At 64.9% G+C, this 16984-nt stretch carries 16 protein-coding genes; 8 read left to right on the top strand and 8 right to left on the bottom strand.

The features are described 5' to 3' along the window. The 4 genes from IVB47_RS07235 to rfaD form a co-directional block, all read right to left on the bottom strand. Entirely contained in the window at positions 1-1914 is a 1914-nt protein-coding gene (locus IVB47_RS07235) for a nucleoside-diphosphate sugar epimerase/dehydratase (RefSeq protein WP_247460730.1), read from the bottom strand. Between the two features lie 123 nt (positions 1915-2037). Then, positions 2038-3324, bottom strand: coding sequence for an O-antigen ligase family protein (locus tag IVB47_RS07230; RefSeq protein WP_247460727.1), 1287 nt, complete (start codon positions 3322-3324; stop codon positions 2038-2040). Further along, entirely contained in the window at positions 3321-4805 is a 1485-nt protein-coding gene (gene rfaE1, locus IVB47_RS07225; RefSeq protein ID WP_247460726.1) for a D-glycero-beta-D-manno-heptose-7-phosphate kinase, read from the bottom strand. Before rfaE1 ends, IVB47_RS07230 begins: the two co-directional genes overlap by 4 nt. A gap of 11 nt (positions 4806-4816) precedes the next feature. Next, complete coding sequence (gene rfaD / locus IVB47_RS07220; protein ID WP_247460725.1) at positions 4817-5797, bottom strand: ADP-glyceromanno-heptose 6-epimerase; 981 nt, start codon at positions 5795-5797, stop codon at positions 4817-4819. Positions 5798-5971: 174 nt separating this feature from the next. On the opposite strand from rfaD, the gene waaF reads away from it, so the two are divergent. Continuing rightward, the gene (gene waaF / locus IVB47_RS07215) at positions 5972-7042 is read left to right on the top strand and encodes a lipopolysaccharide heptosyltransferase II (RefSeq protein ID WP_247290160.1); all 1071 of its coding nucleotides are present in this window, start codon (positions 5972-5974) and stop codon (positions 7040-7042) included. Positions 7043-7221: 179 nt separating this feature from the next. Here the strand turns inward: waaF and IVB47_RS07210 are convergent, their stop codons facing one another. Beyond that, positions 7222-8259 carry a glycosyltransferase family 4 protein gene (locus IVB47_RS07210; protein ID WP_247460723.1) on the bottom strand — a complete coding sequence of 346 codons (1038 nt, stop codon included), beginning with the start codon at positions 8257-8259 and terminating at the stop codon, positions 7222-7224. A 125-nt stretch (positions 8260-8384) separates the two neighbouring features. Here IVB47_RS07210 and galE point away from each other — a divergent pair, with 125 nt between their 5' ends. The 3 genes from galE to IVB47_RS07195 all read left to right on the top strand — a co-directional run bounded on the left by galE (position 8385) and on the right by IVB47_RS07195 (position 12054). Further along, positions 8385-9398, top strand: a complete 1014-nt coding sequence (gene galE, locus IVB47_RS07205) for a UDP-glucose 4-epimerase GalE (protein ID WP_007612473.1) — start codon at positions 8385-8387, stop codon at positions 9396-9398. A 116-nt stretch (positions 9399-9514) separates the two neighbouring features. After that, positions 9515-11317: an ABC transporter ATP-binding protein gene (locus IVB47_RS07200; protein WP_247460721.1), complete on the top strand. Its 1803-nt coding sequence runs from the start codon at positions 9515-9517 to the stop codon at positions 11315-11317. A gap of 35 nt (positions 11318-11352) precedes the next feature. After that, positions 11353-12054 carry a fumarylacetoacetate hydrolase family protein gene (locus IVB47_RS07195; RefSeq protein WP_247460719.1) on the top strand — a complete coding sequence of 234 codons (702 nt, stop codon included), beginning with the start codon at positions 11353-11355 and terminating at the stop codon, positions 12052-12054. 77 nt (positions 12055-12131) lie between these two features. Here the strand turns inward: IVB47_RS07195 and IVB47_RS07190 are convergent, their stop codons facing one another. After that, a complete protein-coding gene (locus IVB47_RS07190) occupies positions 12132-12590 on the bottom strand; it encodes a nuclear transport factor 2 family protein (RefSeq protein ID WP_027566819.1) in 459 nt (152 codons plus the stop codon). 131 nt (positions 12591-12721) lie between these two features. On the opposite strand from IVB47_RS07190, the gene IVB47_RS07185 reads away from it, so the two are divergent. Then, a complete protein-coding gene (locus IVB47_RS07185) occupies positions 12722-13264 on the top strand; it encodes a hypothetical protein (protein ID WP_247460717.1) in 543 nt (180 codons plus the stop codon). Positions 13265-13292: 28 nt separating this feature from the next. Then, positions 13293-13529, top strand: a complete 237-nt coding sequence (locus IVB47_RS07180; protein ID WP_247460715.1) for a hypothetical protein — start codon at positions 13293-13295, stop codon at positions 13527-13529. A 20-nt stretch (positions 13530-13549) separates the two neighbouring features. On the opposite strand, the gene IVB47_RS07175 is transcribed toward IVB47_RS07180, so the two are convergent. Continuing rightward, on the bottom strand, positions 13550-13705 hold the full coding sequence (locus tag IVB47_RS07175) for a hypothetical protein (protein ID WP_007612486.1): 156 nt from the start codon (positions 13703-13705) through the stop codon (positions 13550-13552). Between the two features lie 146 nt (positions 13706-13851). Continuing rightward, entirely contained in the window at positions 13852-14775 is a 924-nt protein-coding gene (locus IVB47_RS07170; RefSeq protein ID WP_247460713.1) for a LysR family transcriptional regulator, read from the bottom strand. Between the two features lie 213 nt (positions 14776-14988). Here IVB47_RS07170 and IVB47_RS07165 point away from each other — a divergent pair, with 213 nt between their 5' ends. Together IVB47_RS07165 and IVB47_RS07160 are read left to right on the top strand one after the other, a co-directional pair. After that, positions 14989-15699, top strand: a complete 711-nt coding sequence (locus IVB47_RS07165) for an SDR family oxidoreductase (RefSeq protein WP_247460711.1) — start codon at positions 14989-14991, stop codon at positions 15697-15699. Positions 15700-15730: 31 nt separating this feature from the next. Further along, positions 15731-16966 carry a YbfB/YjiJ family MFS transporter gene (locus IVB47_RS07160; RefSeq protein WP_247460709.1) on the top strand — a complete coding sequence of 412 codons (1236 nt, stop codon included), beginning with the start codon at positions 15731-15733 and terminating at the stop codon, positions 16964-16966. Positions 16967-16984 lie beyond the last annotated feature (18 nt).

The following is a 16984-nucleotide window of genomic DNA, read 5'->3' as shown; positions in this document are numbered from 1 at the left end:
TCAGGCCGCGGTGGACCCGAATTCCGGAATCGCGTCCTTCAGGATGGTCCTGATGGTGGCCCGATCGTCGCGCGCGATCGCCTGCTCCAGCGCCGCAATCCATTTGCGCAGCGTCTGCATCGGCGGCTCGTTCGGCTGCGCGGCCATGATGCCGGCGACGCCGATCTCGCGGGTCGGCTCCTCGGAGGCGAACAGGATTTCGTGCAGGCGTTCGCCGGGCCGCATGCCGGTGAACACGATTTCGATGTCGTAGCCGGGTTGCAAGCCCGAGAGACGGATCATGCGCTCGGCGAGATCGACGATCTTCACGGGCTGGCCCATGTTGAGCACGTAGACCGACACGTCCGAACGCTGCGTTCCGAGCGCATGCGTTGCCGCCGTGATGACGAGATCGCAGGCCTCGCGGATGGTCATGAAGTAGCGGACCATGTCGGGATGCGTGACCGTCACGGGACCGCCGGCATCGATCTGGGCCTTAAACTTCGGCACCACCGAGCCGTTCGACGCCAGCACGTTGCCGAACCGAACCGAGATCAGCCGCATCGACCGCCTGGCGCCGCCGTGACCCGCCGCAAGATCATGGTCGAGCGCCTGGCAATACATCTCGGCGAAGCGCTTGGTCAGGCCGAGCATCGACACCGGCTCGATCGCCTTGTCGGTCGAGATCATCACCATGGCTTCGGCGCCGGCACTGTGCGCGGCATCGGCAACGTTGATCGAGCCGAAGATGTTGGTCTTGACGCCCTCGCTCCAGTCGCGCTCGAGGATCGGCACGTGCTTGAGCGCGGCGGCATGGAACACGATGTCCGGCTTGAACTCGGCCATCAGGCGCATGATGCGCTCACGGTCGCGGATGTCGGCGATCCGCCCTTCGATCGAAGCAGCGGTGCCGAGCGCCGCGAGCGTTTCCGTGATTGCGTAGAGCGCGGGCTCGGAATTTTCCACGATCAGAAGGCGCGCGGCGCCGAACGCGACGACACGTTCGCAGATCTCGGAACCAATCGAGCCACCCCCGCCGGTGACGATCACCGCCTTGCCCTCGATCAGGGCCTCGAGCCGCGCATAGTCGATCTTTTCGCTCGGCCGCAGCAGCAGGTCCTCGACGGCGACGGCCGTGAGCCGTGGCGTATCGCCACTCTCGAGCGAGGGCATGCGGCTCACGATCACGCCGAGCTTGCGCGCCCGCATCAGGATCGATTCGGGATGGGCCTCCGGCTCGAATGCCGTCGGCGTCATCACAACGCGCGCGATCCCCTTGCCGCGCTTGGTGAAGTCGGCGACGACATCCTCGATGTCGTCGACGCCGCCCAGGACAGGGACGTTGCGGATGGACTGGCCGCGATCGGAACTCGACGGCGAGAGCACACCGACCGGCCAGATGTGCTTGATCGCCCCGCTCTCGATTCCGCGCAACAGTACCTCGGCGTCCGCGGCGCGGCCGATCAGCAGTGTTGGCGCGGCATCTCCGGTGCGGGCGTGACGCCGAACCCGCGTATAGCGGAAATAGCGGTAGGCCATGCGCAACGCGCTGAGGAAGGAGATCTCGAGGAACCAGTAGAGGACGATGGTCACCTTGCCGAGGAAGAAGGCGCCGCGAACGTTGGGGGCGACGAAGATGTAGTCGAGCACCAGGAGTGCAACCGTCAGCACGGTCGCGACGCGGATGATGTTCAGCGCGTCGGGCAGCGAGATGAAGCGCCATTTCGTCGTGGTCAGGTTGAAGACGAAGAACACGACCACGCTGAAGGCGAGGAAATAGGGCAGGATCTGGATCAGCAGCGGCAGGCGATCGAAGAAGCCGTCGCCACCCTCGAAGCGCAGATAGAAGGCGGCGAACAGCGCCGCCGTGGTCGCCAGCAGGTCGTGGAGCGCGATCATGAAATTGCGCAAGGTGAGATGCGAAAGACGCGTCATCCGCTGACCGAAAATCCAGTTAAATGCAACCTGATCGCGCTGATAACCCATCTCGGCCGGACATGCCAGTCAAGGCTTGCCGGTCAAGGTTTGCCGGTCAACCTTTGCGATCCGGGCGGCCGTTCAGGAACCGGTTACTGTCGCCTTCGCTTCGGCCTGCTGGGCCCGGATCACCATGCCGCCGGCAACGCCGACACCGATGACGTACATCCAGCCCTCGTGGAAGTCGAACAGATGGGAGTTGAACAGCGAGGTGAAGACGTTCTGGACCACGACCAGGAGGCCGACCCAGTTTGCGAGCCCGTCGCCGCGAAACAACAGCAGATGCAGGATCCAGATGGCGTAGAGAACGGCGACGCCGATGAAGCCCCATTGCACGGCCACGTTCAGCGTCTGGTTATGCGGGTTGCCGATCACCTCGGCGGACGCCAGGTTCTGATCGCCGGGCGTCGCGGCCCGCTCGAACAATCCACGCGTCGAGCCGGTGCCGTGCCCCTTGACCGGCGCCTCCGCGAAGAAGCCGAGGGATTTTCGCCAGAATTCGAGCCGCAACCCGGCCGAGGTCGCCGCGCCTTGTTCGACATAGCGTGTGTAGTCGCTGGCAAAGCTGTCGGCGGTCTTGCGCAATTGCGGCGAGGCCTGCCAAACGAGAACCGCGCCCACGAGCAGGGCCGCGGAGATGATCGCGATGCTGCGCCATCTCAGATGAAGCAACGCAAACACGCCGAACAGGACCGGAATGGTGACAAGCGCAGTGCGCGACACCACCACGAAGGCCATATTGACGAAGAAGGCGAGCGCAAGCGCCGTGAGCAGCCCTGCGATCCAGTAGCGCTTCTGACGCAGCAACTGCACGATCGGATAGGCGAGCGCGACCGCGCAGAGCGCAAACTCCTGGCTCTGGTCGATGTAGTTCTTGACGAAGATGCCGCGCTCGACGCGGTCGGATTTGAGCGCGAGGTCGGGGTAGAAGGCGACCAGCCAGGACATCACCGACAGCAGCGCGCAGGACACCAGGAAGGCGACGAACACCCAATGTCCGCGCGGCGAGCGCGCAAAATGATAGAGCAGGACCGGCAGCACCAGCAGCTTGACGGTCGGATTGACCGCGTAGAAGCGCCCGCCCCAGGCCGCGTCCGACCACAGCGTCCCGACCAGCGCGAGCAGGACCAGCGCAATCGGCGCCGCGCAGATCGGACGCCTGAGCGATTGCAGGAACTCGCGGACGTCGAGGAACGGCACCATGCAGAGCAGCATCAGGACATTGAATATCGCCGCAAGCGACGTCGACCATGGCAGCGAGGCCGCAGTCAGGATCGCGAACAGATCGACCGTCTCGGACCAAGCCGCCGGACTGCGCAGACGCCGCCACAGCACCTGGCCGGTCGTCTCCCCGGCGAGCGTCGTCACTTGCCCTCTCCCCGCGCGCGATGAACCAGCGCCGTCGTGCTGAAACCCTGGAGAATGTCGACCAGCACCACCGTCCCGCCCGCGGCCTCGACGACCTCATGGCCGACGACCTGCTCGCGGGTGTAATCGCCCCCCTTGATCAGCGCACTCGGCTTGATGCGGGTGATCAGGTCGATCGGCGTATCTTCATCGAAAATAACGACGAGATCGACGGCTTCGAGCGCCGCCAGCACTTCCGCACGCGCTCGCTCGTCCTGAACGGGGCGATCGGCGCCCTTCAGCCGCCGTACCGAAGCGTCGCTGTTCAGCCCCACGATCAGGCGGTCGCAGGCGGAGCGCGCCGCTGTCAGCACCTTGACGTGGCCGGGATGCAGGATGTCGAAGCAGCCATTGGTGAAGCCGACGCGCTGGCCTTGCTTCTTCCATTCCGCGAGCTGCGCGTCGAGCGCGCCGGGCTCGAGCACGATCTTCTCCTCGGCCGCGAGATAGGCATGCGGCAAAATCTTTCGCTTCAGCTCGGCCGCACTCACGCTGGCGGTGCCCTGCTTGCTGACGGCGACGGCGGCCGCGGCACTGGCCATGCGTAGCGCCGTGTCCCAGTCCGCGCCCGTGGCGAGCGACACCGCGAGCGCCGCCGCAACGGTGTCGCCGGCGCCGGAGACGTCGCGCACCTTGACAGGGAACGCCGGAACGTGAACGGCCTCGCCGTTGCGCGGCACCAGCGTCATGCCGTGCTCGCCTTGGGTGACCAGGATCGCTTCGCAATCGGCGAGCCGCATCACGTCCTCGCTGGCATCGACGATGCTCTGCGGCGTGTCGGCGCGGCTTCGGGTCGCTTCCGAAAACTCCTTGCGATTGGGCGTGAGCAGCGTCGCGCCGCGATAGATCGCCCAGTTCAGGCTTTTGGGATCGACGATCACGGGCTTGCCGAGTTTTCGCGCGGCGTCGATGGTGTGGCGGATAACGCGGGCGGTCAGCACCCCCTTGGCGTAGTCGGACAGCAGCACGATGTCGGCGCGCGCGATCTGCGGCAGGATCGCTTCGATCAGCTTGGTCTCGATCGTATCGGAAGCAGGCTGTGCCTGCTCCCAATCCGCACGCAGCATGTGCGTGGAAAAATGCTCGGAGACGAAACGGACCTTTCGCGTGGTCGGACGCGAGGGATCGCACACCAGCACGCTTTCGATTGCGCCCAGCTCCGCAAGCGTCGAGGCGAGCTGCCTGCCCGCATCGTCCTCGCCGACGAGACCGACGAAGATGCAGCGCGCGCCGAGCGCGGCGACGTTGCGCGCGACGTTGCCGGCACCGCCGATATGGATCTCGCTGCGCTGTGCCGCGATGACCGGCGCCGGCGCTTCCGGCGAGATCCGCGACACCTCGCCATAGACGAACTCGTCCAGCATGATGTCGCCGATGCACAGGACCGTGCGGCCTGAGATGGCTTGCGCGAGGGCATCGAAATCGAGAATGGGCGTCGGCATGGTGATGGGCCTCAGCGGAAGCGGTCGGGCCGGTCGAGATAATCGCCGACATAGGCCTTCACCGCATCCTCGAGCGTGGTGAAACCACCATTATAGCCGGCGCGGTGGAGGCGATCGACCTCGCTCTGGGTGAAGTACTGGTAGCTGCCGCGGATCTGCTCGGGCATGTCGATGTATTCGATGTTGGGCTTGGCGCCGAGCGCGGCATAAGCCGCCAGCATCAAATCCTTGAAGCTGCGTGCCTTGCCGGTGCCGACGTTGAAGACGCCGGACACCGAGGGCGTTGCCAGCAGCCACATGATCACGCGGACGACGTCCTCGACATAGATAAAATCGCGGCGCTGGTCGCCGTCCGTGATGCCCTCGCGATGCGACTTGAACAATTGCACGACGCGGCCCGCTTTGACGTCGTCGAAGCGCCGCGCCAGCACGCTCATCATCGAGCCCTTGTGGTATTCGTTGGGGCCGAACACGTTGAAGAATTTCAGTCCGGCCCATTGCGGCGGCAGCTTCTCGCCCTTCGCGGCGCGCTCGGCGACGGCGAGATCGAACAGGTGCTTGCTCCAGCCGTAGAGGTTCATCGGCCGCAGTTTCTTCAACGCAGCGATCGAAGCATCGTCGTCAAATCCAGCCTCGCCGTCGCCATAGGTCGCCGCCGAGGAGGCATAGATCAACGGCACCGCATTTGCGGTGCACCAGTTCAGGAGGCGCATCGACAGGCGGAAGTTGGTCTCGAACACCAGGTCGCCGTCGGTCGCCGTGGTCGCGGAAATCGCCCCGAGATGGATCACGGCATCGAGCTTGCGGCCCTTCAGCCAGTCCGGCAGCTCGGCCGGCGGCACGATATCCACAAGCTGCCGCTTGGCGAGGTTGCGCCATTTGCCCTCGTTGCCAAGGAAATCGCAAACGACGACGTCGCTGCGGCCGGCCTCGTTCAGCGCGGCGACGACATTCGATCCGATAAAACCGGCCCCGCCGGTCACCAGCAACATTACAACTTCCCTGCCAGATTTTGCCCGCCCGAAGTTTTGCGGCCCCGGTTCTGCCCTAGCGCATGATCCGCAAAAGTGTAAGCGGTTTTGGGATGGCCGCTCGGCTGGCTTTACCTGCCGACCCGGAGCGGCTAACCGAACCGCCACATCAGCGCACCCCGGCCTTATTAACGAATGAACCAAGATTCGCAACTTAGTGGAGAGGCAGATCGGGGCGACACGCGCCCGATCCTGATCGTCCCCTACATGTGGATCGGTGATTTCGTCCGGAATCACACCGTCGTGCGGGTCCTGAACGAGCGCTGGCCGAACCGGCCGGTCGATCTGCTCACGACGTCGCTGTGCGCGCCCCTGGTCGATTACATGCCCGGCGTGCGCCATGCGATCGTCTGGGACCTGCCGCGCGGCCGGCTCGCAGTGGGCCGCCAGCTCGGCCTGGCGAAGCTCCTGCGCGAGCGGAACTACGGCACCGCCCTGGTGCTACCCCGGACCTGGAAGGCCGCCATCGCGCCCGCTTTGGCCGGGATTCCGGAAAGGGTCGGCTTCGTCGGCGAATTCCGATTCGGCCTGCTCAACCGCTGGCGCTGGGGCGAGAAGAAGCTGCCCCGCTTCATCGACAAGAATGCCGCCCTCGCCCAGCCCGATGGCGCCCCGCTGCCGGCGGAATGGCCGGTGCCGCAATTGCGGGTCCCGGCCGAGGACATCGTCCGCTGGCGGCAGGCCAATGGCCTCAGCGCAGGCGCCGCCGTGGCGCTGGCTCCCGGCTCGGTCGGGGTGTCAAAACGCTGGAGCTACTATCCGGAAGCCGCCCGCCTGCTCGCCGAGCGCGGCCTCGAGGTCTGGGTGGTCGGCGGCCCCGGGGAAAAGGGCCTGGCCCACGAGATCGTCGCGGCCGGCGGCGCCGGGGTCCGGGACCTCACCGGCAACGATCTGCGCAACGGCGTGCTGGCAATGGCCGCGGCCGGCGTTGCGATCTCCAACGATTCCGGCCTGATGCACATCGCAGCCGCCCTGGGCACGCCGACCATGGGTATTTTCGGTCCGACCAGCCCCTACCTCTGGGCCCCCCTCAACGGCCTCGCCGCGACCGTGGTGCAGGACAAGAGCGTGCTCTCCTGCCAACCCTGCCAGAGCACGATCTGCAAGATGAACGACCACCGCTGCATGCGAGATATCGCGGCGAGCGAGGTGGTGGAGATTGCGCAGCGGGTGCTGGGTGAGGTGGGGATGCGGGCTTCGACCTGAAGGCCGTCGGGGCTCCGCCGATGTTGACACCATGCCAGTGTTTTGCCCGACGAGTCAAATCGACTTCGTAAAATCAGCAGAACATCGACCCACCGCCAAGCCATTGATTTCATTGTCCGCGGCTACTGTGCATGGGGTTGTTTTCGCGGTTTTTGTTTTGGTGGCCGTACGACAGGGGTTCAGAGCAGCGGCCGATACACCTCGCCGATCCGTGACGCCTCCGCATCGAGGCTGAACCGTTCGAGCACCCGTGCCCGCCCCCGTTCGCCCATCGCGGTTGCGGCAGCAACATCGCGCATCAGCGGCTCCAGCGCTGCGACCAGCGCATCCACATCACCGGTCGGGACCAGCACGCCGGTCACGCCATCCTCCACCACCAGTTCGGCCGCGCCGGCGCGCGCGGCGACCAGCGCGCTGCCGACCGCCATCGCTTCGATCAACGTCAGGCCAAAACCTTCGTTGCGCGAAGTGAAGGCGTAGATGGTGAGCCGCTGATACCAGCGCTGCACATCTTCGATCGGCAGCTCGCCAGTGATGACGATGCGCGATTGCAGACCGGCGGCCTCGATCCGTTTCTTCAGGTCGTTTGCAAAAGCGGCTTGCTCGGGTGTGACCTGGCCGACGATAACAGCGGTGAAATCCGGATAGCGCGGCAGCAGGCGGCACATCGCATCGACGAACACATCGGTGCCCTTCTGGGCGCGCACGCGGCCGAAGCAGCCGATCGCGTAGCGGCCCGGCAGCGCAGTTTCCGCGAAGGCAGCAGTGCGATCCGCCGGCGGCGCATAGACGTCGGTGTCGACGCCGTGCGGAATCACGGTCGCCTTCACTTTCAGGAACGAGGCCGAAAGATCTGACGTCGCGATGATTGCGTCCATGCGCCGGATCAGCCAGCGCGTGATCCAGCTATGATGGCGTTGCGCCGCCGAAGTGAACACGAGCTTGAGCGGCCAACCGAGCGCACGCAACATCACCCCCGCGATCATCTCGTTGTTGCGGCGCGCGTGCCAGATCACCGGCGCCTTGCGGCGCCACAATCTCAGGAGATCGGCACCGTCCTGGCGCGCGATCCCCTCCGGCGCGTCGGAACCGAACCACGCGGCGCGATAGAGCTTTGCCAGCCGCGGCGCCACCATCCGGTTGGTCGCGGTGACCCCGGAATAGCGCCTGTGCAGATTTGGCACGATCACTTCGAGATCGCTTGGGGAATTCGCCACGCCACGCTCCGTTTCGAAAGTCCCTATACGCAACATTAAGCATAGTGACCAGTTCAGCCGCGCCGATACCCACTCTTCACCACGTAAACGTTAGCTTGGAGCGTTGATCGAAGACGGGTGAGATCATGACTGTGCTTGTCACCGGCGGTGCCGGCTATATCGGAAGCCACACGGTTCTGGCGCTGGCGGAAGCCGGCGAGGACGTCGTCGTGATCGACGATCTCTCCACCGGTTTCTCCGCCTATCTGCCCGAAGGCGTGCCGCTGTTCATTGGCGATGCCGGCGACGAGAACCTGCTCGAAGGCGTGATCGCCCAGCACAACATCGAGAGCATCATCCATTTCGCGGGCTCGGTGGTCGTGCCGGATTCGATGCGCGATCCGCTCGGCTACTACCGCAACAATTTCACGACCGCGCGCAACCTGCTCAACGTCGCGGTCAAGCGCGGCATCGACCGCTTCATCTTCTCCTCGACCGCGGCGGTCTACGGCGATCCGGACCAGGTGCCGGTGCCCGAGCATGCGCCGACACGGCCGCTGTCGCCCTACGGTTCGTCGAAGCTGATGACCGAGATCATGCTGCACGACGTCGCCGCCGCTTACGGCATGCAATACGTGACCCTGCGCTATTTCAACGTTGCGGGTGCCGATCCGCAGGCCCGCATCGGCCTCGCCACCGTCGGCGCCACGCACCTGCTCAAGATCGCGGTGGAAGCCGCCACCGGCCAGCGCGCCAAGATCGACGTGTTCGGCACCGACTATCCGACCCAGGACGGCAGCTGCATCCGCGACTTCATCCACGTCACGGACCTGTCGCAGGCGCATCGCTCGGCGCTCGCCTATTTGCGCAACGGCGGCGCCTCGACGACGCTCAATTGCGGCTATGGCCGCGGCTATTCGGTGCTGGAGACCATCGACGCAGTACGCCGTGTCTCGGGCCGCAGCTTCGCCGTGCAATACGCCCCGCGCCGGCCCGGCGACATCATGACCATGGTCGCCGACACCAGCCGTATCCGCGGCCTGCTCGACTGGAAGCCGCAATACGACGACCTCGAGACCATCGCGGCCCATGCGCTGGCCTGGGAGGACAAGCTGTTCCGCGAGCGTCACGGCGAGCTCCGCCACGCCGCCTCGGCCTAGATTCATTCCAGCGCAAGCCCTTAATTGGGCTTGAAAAGCGCTGGCTTAGCGGGCACAGAGGCCATTCGATCCCTGACGCGCGGGCAGGCTTTTCCTGTGCCGTCAATGGACTGCGGATGGCTCAGTTTCCAAAGAAAATCACCGACGATCCCTATGCGGCTGCGGTGCTGATTCGCCGCCTGGTCACGGAACAGGGGATCATCTACTGGCGGCGCTACCTCGTCGCCTTCGCGCTGATGGCGCTTGCCGCCGGATCGACCGCGGGCGCGACCTACGTGCTCGGCCAGGTAATCAACCAGGCCTATGTCGACAAGAACATCCCGGGCATCGCGATGTTCTCGGGCATCACCGTGATCCTGCTCTTCATCAAGGGCGTGGCGACCTACGGCCACATGGTGATCCTGACCAAGATCTCCAACGCCATCCTCGCCACCAACCAGCGCCAGCTGTTCGCCAAGCTGATGCGCGAGAGCGTCGGATTCTTCTCCGAGCGGCATTCGTCGGAATTCCTGGCGCGGCTGACGGCCGGCGCAAAGTCCATCACCGACGTCCTCAACATGCTGGTCAATGCGGTCGGGCGCGACCTCATGATGCTGCTCGCCATGATCGGCGTGATGGTGTGGCAGGATCCGGTGATGTCGTTCATCGGCCTCGTTGCCGTGCCGCCGGCGATGCTGGTGCTGCGCAAGCTGGTCAAGCGCATCAAGGGGCTCGCCTACAACCAGTTCACCGGCACCGCCGACATCCTGGAGACGATGCAGGAATCGCTGCAGGGCATCCGCACGGTGAAAGCGTTCACGCTCGAAGACACCATGCAAAACCGCATCGACGAGAATATCGCGATCGTCGAGCGCAACGCCAACAAGATGGCCCGCGTCGCCAATCGCTCCAATCCGCTGATGGAGATGCTCGGCGGCTTCGCAGTCGCCGGCTGCCTGCTCTATGGCGGCTATAGCGTGGTCGCGCTCAACGCCACGCCCGGCGCGTTCTTTTCCTTCATGACGGCGTTCCTGATGGCGACCGAGCCGGCCAAGCGGCTGGCGCGGCTCAACATCGACCTCAACAGCCAGCTCGTCGGCGCCCGCATGCTGCTCGAAGTCGTCGACAGCCCCGCGAGCGAACACTCCGACGACGACAAGCCGGCGCTGAAACTCTCGAACGCACGCATCGAGCTGCGCGACGTCAGCTTTTCCTATCGCAACGGTGAGACCGTCCTCAACCGCATGAGCTTTGTTGCCGAGCCCGGCAAGGTCACGGCTCTGGTCGGCCCCTCCGGCGGCGGCAAATCGACCGTGCTGGGGTTGCTGCTGCGCTTCTACGAGGTGACGCAAGGCGACATCGTGATCGACGGCCAGTCGATCGGCGCCGTCTCGCGAAAATCGCTGCGGGCTCAGACCGCCTATGTCGGCCAGGACGTCTATCTGTTCCGCGACACCATCCGCAACAACATCGCCTTCGGCCGCGCGGGCGCGACCGAAGAACAAATCATCGATGCTGCGAAAGCAGCCTGCGCGCATGATTTCATCATGGGCTTCCCGCTCGGCTACGACACGCCCGTCGGCGAACACGGCACGCAGCTGTCCGGCGGCCAGCGGCAGCGCATCGCAGTCGCGCGCGCGCTGATCAAGAACGCGCCGATCATCCTGCTCGACGAAGCCACCGCCGCGCTCGATTCGGAATCCGAACGGCAGGTGCAGGAGGCGATCGAGCATCTCTGCCAGAACCGCACCACGATCGTGATCGCGCATCGCCTGCACACCATCATGCACGCCGATGCGATCCTGGTGGTCGAGGGTGGCGAGATCGTCGAGCAGGGCCGGCATGACGAGCTGCTCCGCCGCGGCGGGCGCTACGCCTCGTTCTTCCGCCTGCAGCATTACGACGCCGGCGCTCTGGCGCCGATCAGCGCAACCGCATAGAGTTCCCTTCACCTCAAGAGCAGCGAGATCGCACCATGAACGCCGCCTCCTACGTCATCCCGCTTCCGACCCAGGCTTCGCTTCCCGTCGTCGGGGAAAGCGGCCGATATCCCGTGCGCCGCATCTGGTGCGTCGGTCGCAACTATCTCGAGCACATCCGCGAGATGGGCAATGACGAGCGCGCCCCGCCTTTCTTCTTCGCCAAGCACGCCGACATGCTGGTGCCCGACGGCGCCACCATTCCCTATCCGCCGCTGACCAAGGATCTCCATCACGAGGTCGAGCTGATCGTCGCGATGAAGAGCGGCGGCCTCAACATTCCCGCCGACAAGGCGCTCGACCATGTCTACGGCTATGCCGTCGGCATCGACTTGACCCGCCGCGACCTCCAGATCGCCTCGCGCAAGAAGGAGCGTCCGTGGGAGATCGGCAAGTCGTTCGACTATTCGGCACCCTGCTCCGCGGTGCAGCCGGCATCGAAGATCGGCCATCCCGCCAAGGGCAGGATCTGGCTCACGGTCAACGGCAAGGAAGCGCAGAAGGGCGACCTCACCGAGCTGATCTGGAACGTGCCCGAGATCATCTGGCAGCTCTCGCAGCAGGTGAAGCTCGCCGCCGGCGACATCATCATGACGGGCACGCCTGCCGGCGTGTCGCAGCTCCAGCCCGGCGACAAGCTCGAATGCGGCGTCGACGGCGTCGGCACGCTGAAGGTCTCGATCGGCCAACCCGAGTAAGGCTCACGGCGGCTCTAACTAAGAAGGCCCCGGGCATGTCCGGGGCCTTTTGCATTTCGCTGGCGGACGATGCCGATCTACCAAGCCTTCACCGGCCGATCGGCGTGGCTTGCCTGCGGCACACCGCGATTGAGCGACATGTGGGAATGCACGCACAGCCAACCATCGCCATGTCTTGAAAACACCATCGTGGCCCGGCCGGGGCGCGGAAACGCGCTGCCGTCGGGATGATAGCCTGTGCTCGTCCACGGCACGATCACCGTCGCCATCGTGCCATCAGACGATGCCAGGATCGAGGCCTGGTCGATGACGAAACGGAAGTCGGCCGTCTTGGGCCAGACGTTATCCCATTGCGTGGTGACCCATTGGTCGAGGCCGGGAATGACGTCGTTGTGCGTGCCGAAGGCCAGCACATCCGGATGGAAGAGCGGCCGCGCCGAAGCATAGTCGACCTCGCGGACATAACCTGCAAAGGTCTCCAGCCATTGGCGAAAGAACTGCGTGATCTCGGCATTCGCGGTCGGCAAGGAGGCCATCGCCTGCTCCATGTTCGGCAACCCAATCGCGGCAATCTTTGTTGCCATGAGGCGAACCGTCCAGCAAGATATGTGGAGAGCACCGGTGGAGATCGATCGACGAACCGGGCCGATTTCATGGAGCCAGACTCATGAGACGCCTTCTCCTGCTTGCGGCCACGCTTATCGTCTCGTGCAACGTTGCCAGCGCGCAATCCGGTCAGCCCTATGCCGGCCTTGAGCAGCGCCCCATCAAGGCGCTGTCGCACCAGCAGATCGACGATCTTCGAGCCGGACGCGGCATGGGCCTGGCGCTTGCCGCCGAACTCAATGGATATCCCGGTCCGAGCCATGTTCTTGAGCTCGGTGACCGGCTTGACTTGACCGCGGATCAGCGCATCCGGGTTCAGCGCCTGTTCGAGGCCATGAAGCAAGAGGCGGTCCCGCTGGGTAATAAGCTGGTCGAGCAGGAAACGGAGTTGGACCGGCTCTTCTCTGCCCGCGTCGTGACATCGGAGTCACTCAAGGCGACCCTCGTTGCCATTGCGGAAACCCAGGCCTTGCTCCGCGAAAGCCACCTCAAATATCATCTGTCGACGACCGCCTTGCTCGATCAGAACCAGATGCAGCGATACGCGGAGCTGCGAGGTTACCAACGCCCCGATAGCTCCGAAGGACACAAGCACCATCACTAGACGCGGTCATCGCAGCGCCGACAGCACGATGAGGCCGCGCTTCAGGTCAGCGGGCCGGCACCCGCCCTCGGGCTACAGCTTCAACCACATCAATCTCGGCGACAGCACTGAGAAGCTGATGGCGCAGTTCGGCGGCCCCTTCCATGTCGGGCCGAGCGGGCTAGAGAAGACCGATCTCTGGACCTATCACCCATGGCCCTTCTCATTCGAAGTGCAGGCGGACCGTGTCACGTCAATCCGGATCAACGATCCGACCGTTCAGTAATTGATTGTACGCGGCCCTGGTCACGCCCGTGACAGGGCCTGGAGACCCTTGAAGGTCAGGCGCTTGGGGTCGGTGACGCCGGCGAGATAGAGGCGGCGGATGAACGCGATGACGGCGTCGCGGTCGCAATCGGTCAACGCGACGACGGCGTCGACCGCGATTCTCTGGGCTTCCATTGGGCTCACCTCGGCCTTGCAAGTACCCCCGGCCGAGACAGGCTAGGACTCCGCGGTTAATCCGACGTTAACTGTTCGGGCAGCATGGCTGATTCAGCCTAGCGGCCGTATACGCAAAACAACGCATTGCCCGTGCGCGCAGCGGCTCACCGCGCAGTGATGCTGTTCTTGAGCTGAGCAAACTGCTTCTTCAGCCGCGGCACCGCAAAGTCCGTGAAGGTCCGCACCTTCGGCACCGAGAGCCGGCCCTGCGGACAGATCAAATGCGCGGGCATCTCGGGATCCTCGTCGCCGGGCAGCACGATCTCGAGCTCGCCGCGCGCGACCTGCTCACCCACCTGGTACGAATACATTCGCGCCACACCGCGGCCGGCGACGGCCGAGGCCACCGCTGCATAGGTGCTGTTGACGACGAGCCGCGGCGTGAACTGCACCGTGCGGGCAGCCGACGAGCCGACCTGCGGCGCAAAGGTCCACGAATTGGGAAGGTGGGCCATCGCGACGATCTGGTGCTTGGCGAGATCGCCGGGCTCGGTGATGCGCGGGTGCTGCTTCAGATAGCGTGGTGATGCCACCACGACGCGGCTGATCTCGCCGACCCGCATCGCGACCATCGCTGAATCCGCGAGATGGCCGATGCGGAGCGCGACGTCGACCCCCTCCTCGATCAGATTGACCGCGCGATCGAACAGCAGGAGTTTTGCCGACACGGTCGGATAGGCATCGAGAAACGCATCGAGGATCGGCCGCAGCACCATCTCACCCGACACCACCGGGGCAGTGATCGTGAGCAAGCCGCGGGGCGCCGTGCGCGGCCCGGCCGCGATGTCGTCGGCCTCCTCCAATTCGGTGAGCACGCGCCGACAGACCGCGACATAGTGCTCGCCCTCCTCGCTCAGCTTGATGGAGCGTGTGGTCCGGTGCAGCAGCTCGGCACCGACCCGCTGCTCCAGGAAAGCAATGGCGCGGCTCACCGCCGCCGGCGAACGGCCGAGCTTGCGGCCCGCAGCGGCAAGGCTGCCCTCGTCCACCGCAAGGACAAACACCTTCATCGCATCCAGACGATCCATACGTTTCCCGCCAGCCCATCGAGGTCACACTGGAAGCTAGGCGTTCGCTCCTGCTGCGACAACCACCGGCGGCGCCGGTCCGGCATTCGTTCGCGCTGCGAAAGAGTGTCTGCCGGACAGCGCGTATTCGCAGCCGGCCCAACACGGCGTACTTCACCCGCCAAGCCAGCCGCTGCTGGCGCAGGTTCTGAAAGCCAACAACGGGAGTCCATCATGGGTATCGAACAGAAGGTTGCCATCATCACCGGTGCCTCGCAGGGCATCGGTGCGGCCCTAGTCCAGGGTTTTCGCGATCGAAACTATCGCGTCGTCGCGACAGCGCGCTCCATCAAGCCGTCGGGCGATGACGATGTCCTCGCCATTGCCGGCGACATCGCCGACCGGAGCACCGCCGAGCGGGTGGTCTCGCAAGCCGTCGCCCGCTTCGGCCGCGTCGACACGCTGGTCAACAACGCCGGCATCTTCGTCGCAAAACCGTTCACGCAGTACACGGCGGAGGACTATGCGGCGGTGATGGGCACCAACGTCGCGGGCTTCTTCCACGTCACGCAGCTTGCCATCGCCGAGATGGAGAAGCAGGGGTCCGGGCACGTCGTCCAGATCACAACCACGCTGGTCGACCAGGCCAATTCGAACGTGCCCTCGGTGCTGGCCTCGCTGAGCAAGGGCGGGTTGAGCGCCGCGACCAAGTCGCTCGCGATCGAATATGCCAAGCGCGGTATCCGCGTCAACGCGGTGTCGCCCGGCATCATCAAGTCGCCGATGCATCCCGTCGCGACGCACGCCCAGCTCGATGGGCTGCATCCCGTCGGCCATATGGGCGAGATGTCCGACATCGTCGATGCCGTGCTCTATCTCGATGGCGCCTCCTTCGTCACCGGCGAAATCCTGCATGTCGACGGCGGCCAGAGCGCCGGCCACTGAACGCTAGCGCCTTCGCGCGCACGAGGACGACATGACAGACGCAGATGCCAAGCTGCAAGTTCATCCCCGACCGCATCAGCGGTCGGGTTCGACATCAGAGATTTCTTCACAGCAAACCTGGCGATATGCGGTAGCCGGATTGTCAGCATCGCTGGTCGGACTCGGCCTCGCGCGCTTTTCCTATACGCCGCTGATCCCGGCCCTGATCGCCGCAAAATGGTTCGGCGCGTCCGACGTCGTCTATCTCGGTGCAGCGAACCTGGCCGGCTATCTCGCCGGCGCGCTCGCGGCGCGGACCGTGGCCGCGCGCATCGGCGCCGTTCGCACCTTGCGGGCGATGATGTTGCTCGCGACCCTCTCCTTTTTTGCCAGCTCAACCCCGGTGTCGTTCACCTGGTTCTTCGCCTGGCGCTTCCTGTCGGGGCTCGCCGGCGGAATCATCATGGTACTGGCGGCCTCCGTCATTCTGCCCCATACCTCGGCCGCAAAGCGCGGCATGGTCGGCGGCGTGATCTTTGCCGGTGTCGGGCTCGGTGTCGCCGCATCGGGCACGCTGGTGCCGCTATTGCTGCAGCAAGGCTTGCAACAGAGTTGGTATGGTCTTGGCGTGGTCTCTGGCACGCTCACGCTGGTGAGCTGGTGGAACTGGCCTGCCGAGGCCAAGACCGATACCGTGTCATCGCAGCGGGCGAAGCACGCTTCGCCCGCCGTTCGCGGCTTGCTCGTCCAATACGGCCTCAACGCGGTGGCGCTGGTGCCGCACATGGTCTTCATCGTCGATTTCGTCGCGCGCGGCCTCGGCCAGGGTATTGCCGCGGGATCGCACTACTGGGTGCTCTACGGCCTTGGCGCAATCGTCGGCCCCCTGGTCACCGGTCACCTCGGCGATCGCGCCGGGTTTGGACCCGCGCTACGCGCCGCCTTCCTGATCGAAGCGGCCGCCGTGTTGCTCCCGACCGTCAGTACCGCGCCTCTCTCGCTGATCGTGTCGAGCGTGGTGGTCGGCGGCTTCACACCCGGCATCGTACCGCTCGTGCTCGGACGTATCCATGAGCTGGTCCCCCATTCTGCCGAGCAGCAGCGCAGGACGTGGAGCCATGCCACGACCAGCTTTGCGCTGTTCCAGGCGGCCGCGGCCTACGGCTTCTCCTGGATCTACGCGCAGACCGGCGGCGATTATCTCGTCCTGTTCGCGCTGGGCGGTGGCGCCGTGGTGCTCGCACTCGCGATTGATTTTGCCCTGCCGCTTACCACCCGTAAGGCTTAGAACGCCGAGGTCGTCGCG

Source organism: Bradyrhizobium sp. 62, assembly GCF_023073035.1.
GTDB lineage: Bacteria > Pseudomonadota > Alphaproteobacteria > Rhizobiales > Xanthobacteraceae > Bradyrhizobium.
Note: the sequence above shows the minus strand (reverse complement) of the source record. Positions and strands in the feature narration are given on the sequence as shown.

What these genes read in the sequence shown, in the direction of transcription:
- IVB47_RS07235 (WP_247460730.1), bottom strand. Translation starts at nt 1,914, where the DNA reads ATGACGCGTCTTTCGCATCTCACCTTGCGCAATTTCATGATCGCGCTC.
- rfaE1 (WP_247460726.1), bottom strand. Translation starts at nt 4,805, where the DNA reads ATGCCGACGCCCATTCTCGATTTCGATGCCCTCGCGCAAGCCATCTCA.
- rfaD (WP_247460725.1), bottom strand. Translation starts at nt 5,797, where the DNA reads ATGTTGCTGGTGACCGGCGGGGCCGGTTTTATCGGATCGAATGTCGTC.
- waaF (WP_247290160.1), top strand. Translation starts at nt 5,972, where the DNA reads ATGAACCAAGATTCGCAACTTAGTGGAGAGGCAGATCGGGGCGACACG.
- galE (WP_007612473.1), top strand. Translation starts at nt 8,385, where the DNA reads ATGACTGTGCTTGTCACCGGCGGTGCCGGCTATATCGGAAGCCACACG.
- IVB47_RS07200 (WP_247460721.1), top strand. Translation starts at nt 9,515, where the DNA reads ATGGCTCAGTTTCCAAAGAAAATCACCGACGATCCCTATGCGGCTGCG.
- IVB47_RS07195 (WP_247460719.1), top strand. Translation starts at nt 11,353, where the DNA reads ATGAACGCCGCCTCCTACGTCATCCCGCTTCCGACCCAGGCTTCGCTT.
- IVB47_RS07190 (WP_027566819.1), bottom strand. Translation starts at nt 12,590, where the DNA reads ATGGCCTCCTTGCCGACCGCGAATGCCGAGATCACGCAGTTCTTTCGC.
- IVB47_RS07185 (WP_247460717.1), top strand. Translation starts at nt 12,722, where the DNA reads ATGAGACGCCTTCTCCTGCTTGCGGCCACGCTTATCGTCTCGTGCAAC.
- IVB47_RS07180 (WP_247460715.1), top strand. Translation starts at nt 13,293, where the DNA reads ATGAGGCCGCGCTTCAGGTCAGCGGGCCGGCACCCGCCCTCGGGCTAC.
- IVB47_RS07175 (WP_007612486.1), bottom strand. Translation starts at nt 13,705, where the DNA reads ATGGAAGCCCAGAGAATCGCGGTCGACGCCGTCGTCGCGTTGACCGAT.
- IVB47_RS07170 (WP_247460713.1), bottom strand. Translation starts at nt 14,775, where the DNA reads ATGGATCGTCTGGATGCGATGAAGGTGTTTGTCCTTGCGGTGGACGAG.
- IVB47_RS07165 (WP_247460711.1), top strand. Translation starts at nt 14,989, where the DNA reads ATGGGTATCGAACAGAAGGTTGCCATCATCACCGGTGCCTCGCAGGGC.
- IVB47_RS07160 (WP_247460709.1), top strand. Translation starts at nt 15,731, where the DNA reads ATGACAGACGCAGATGCCAAGCTGCAAGTTCATCCCCGACCGCATCAG.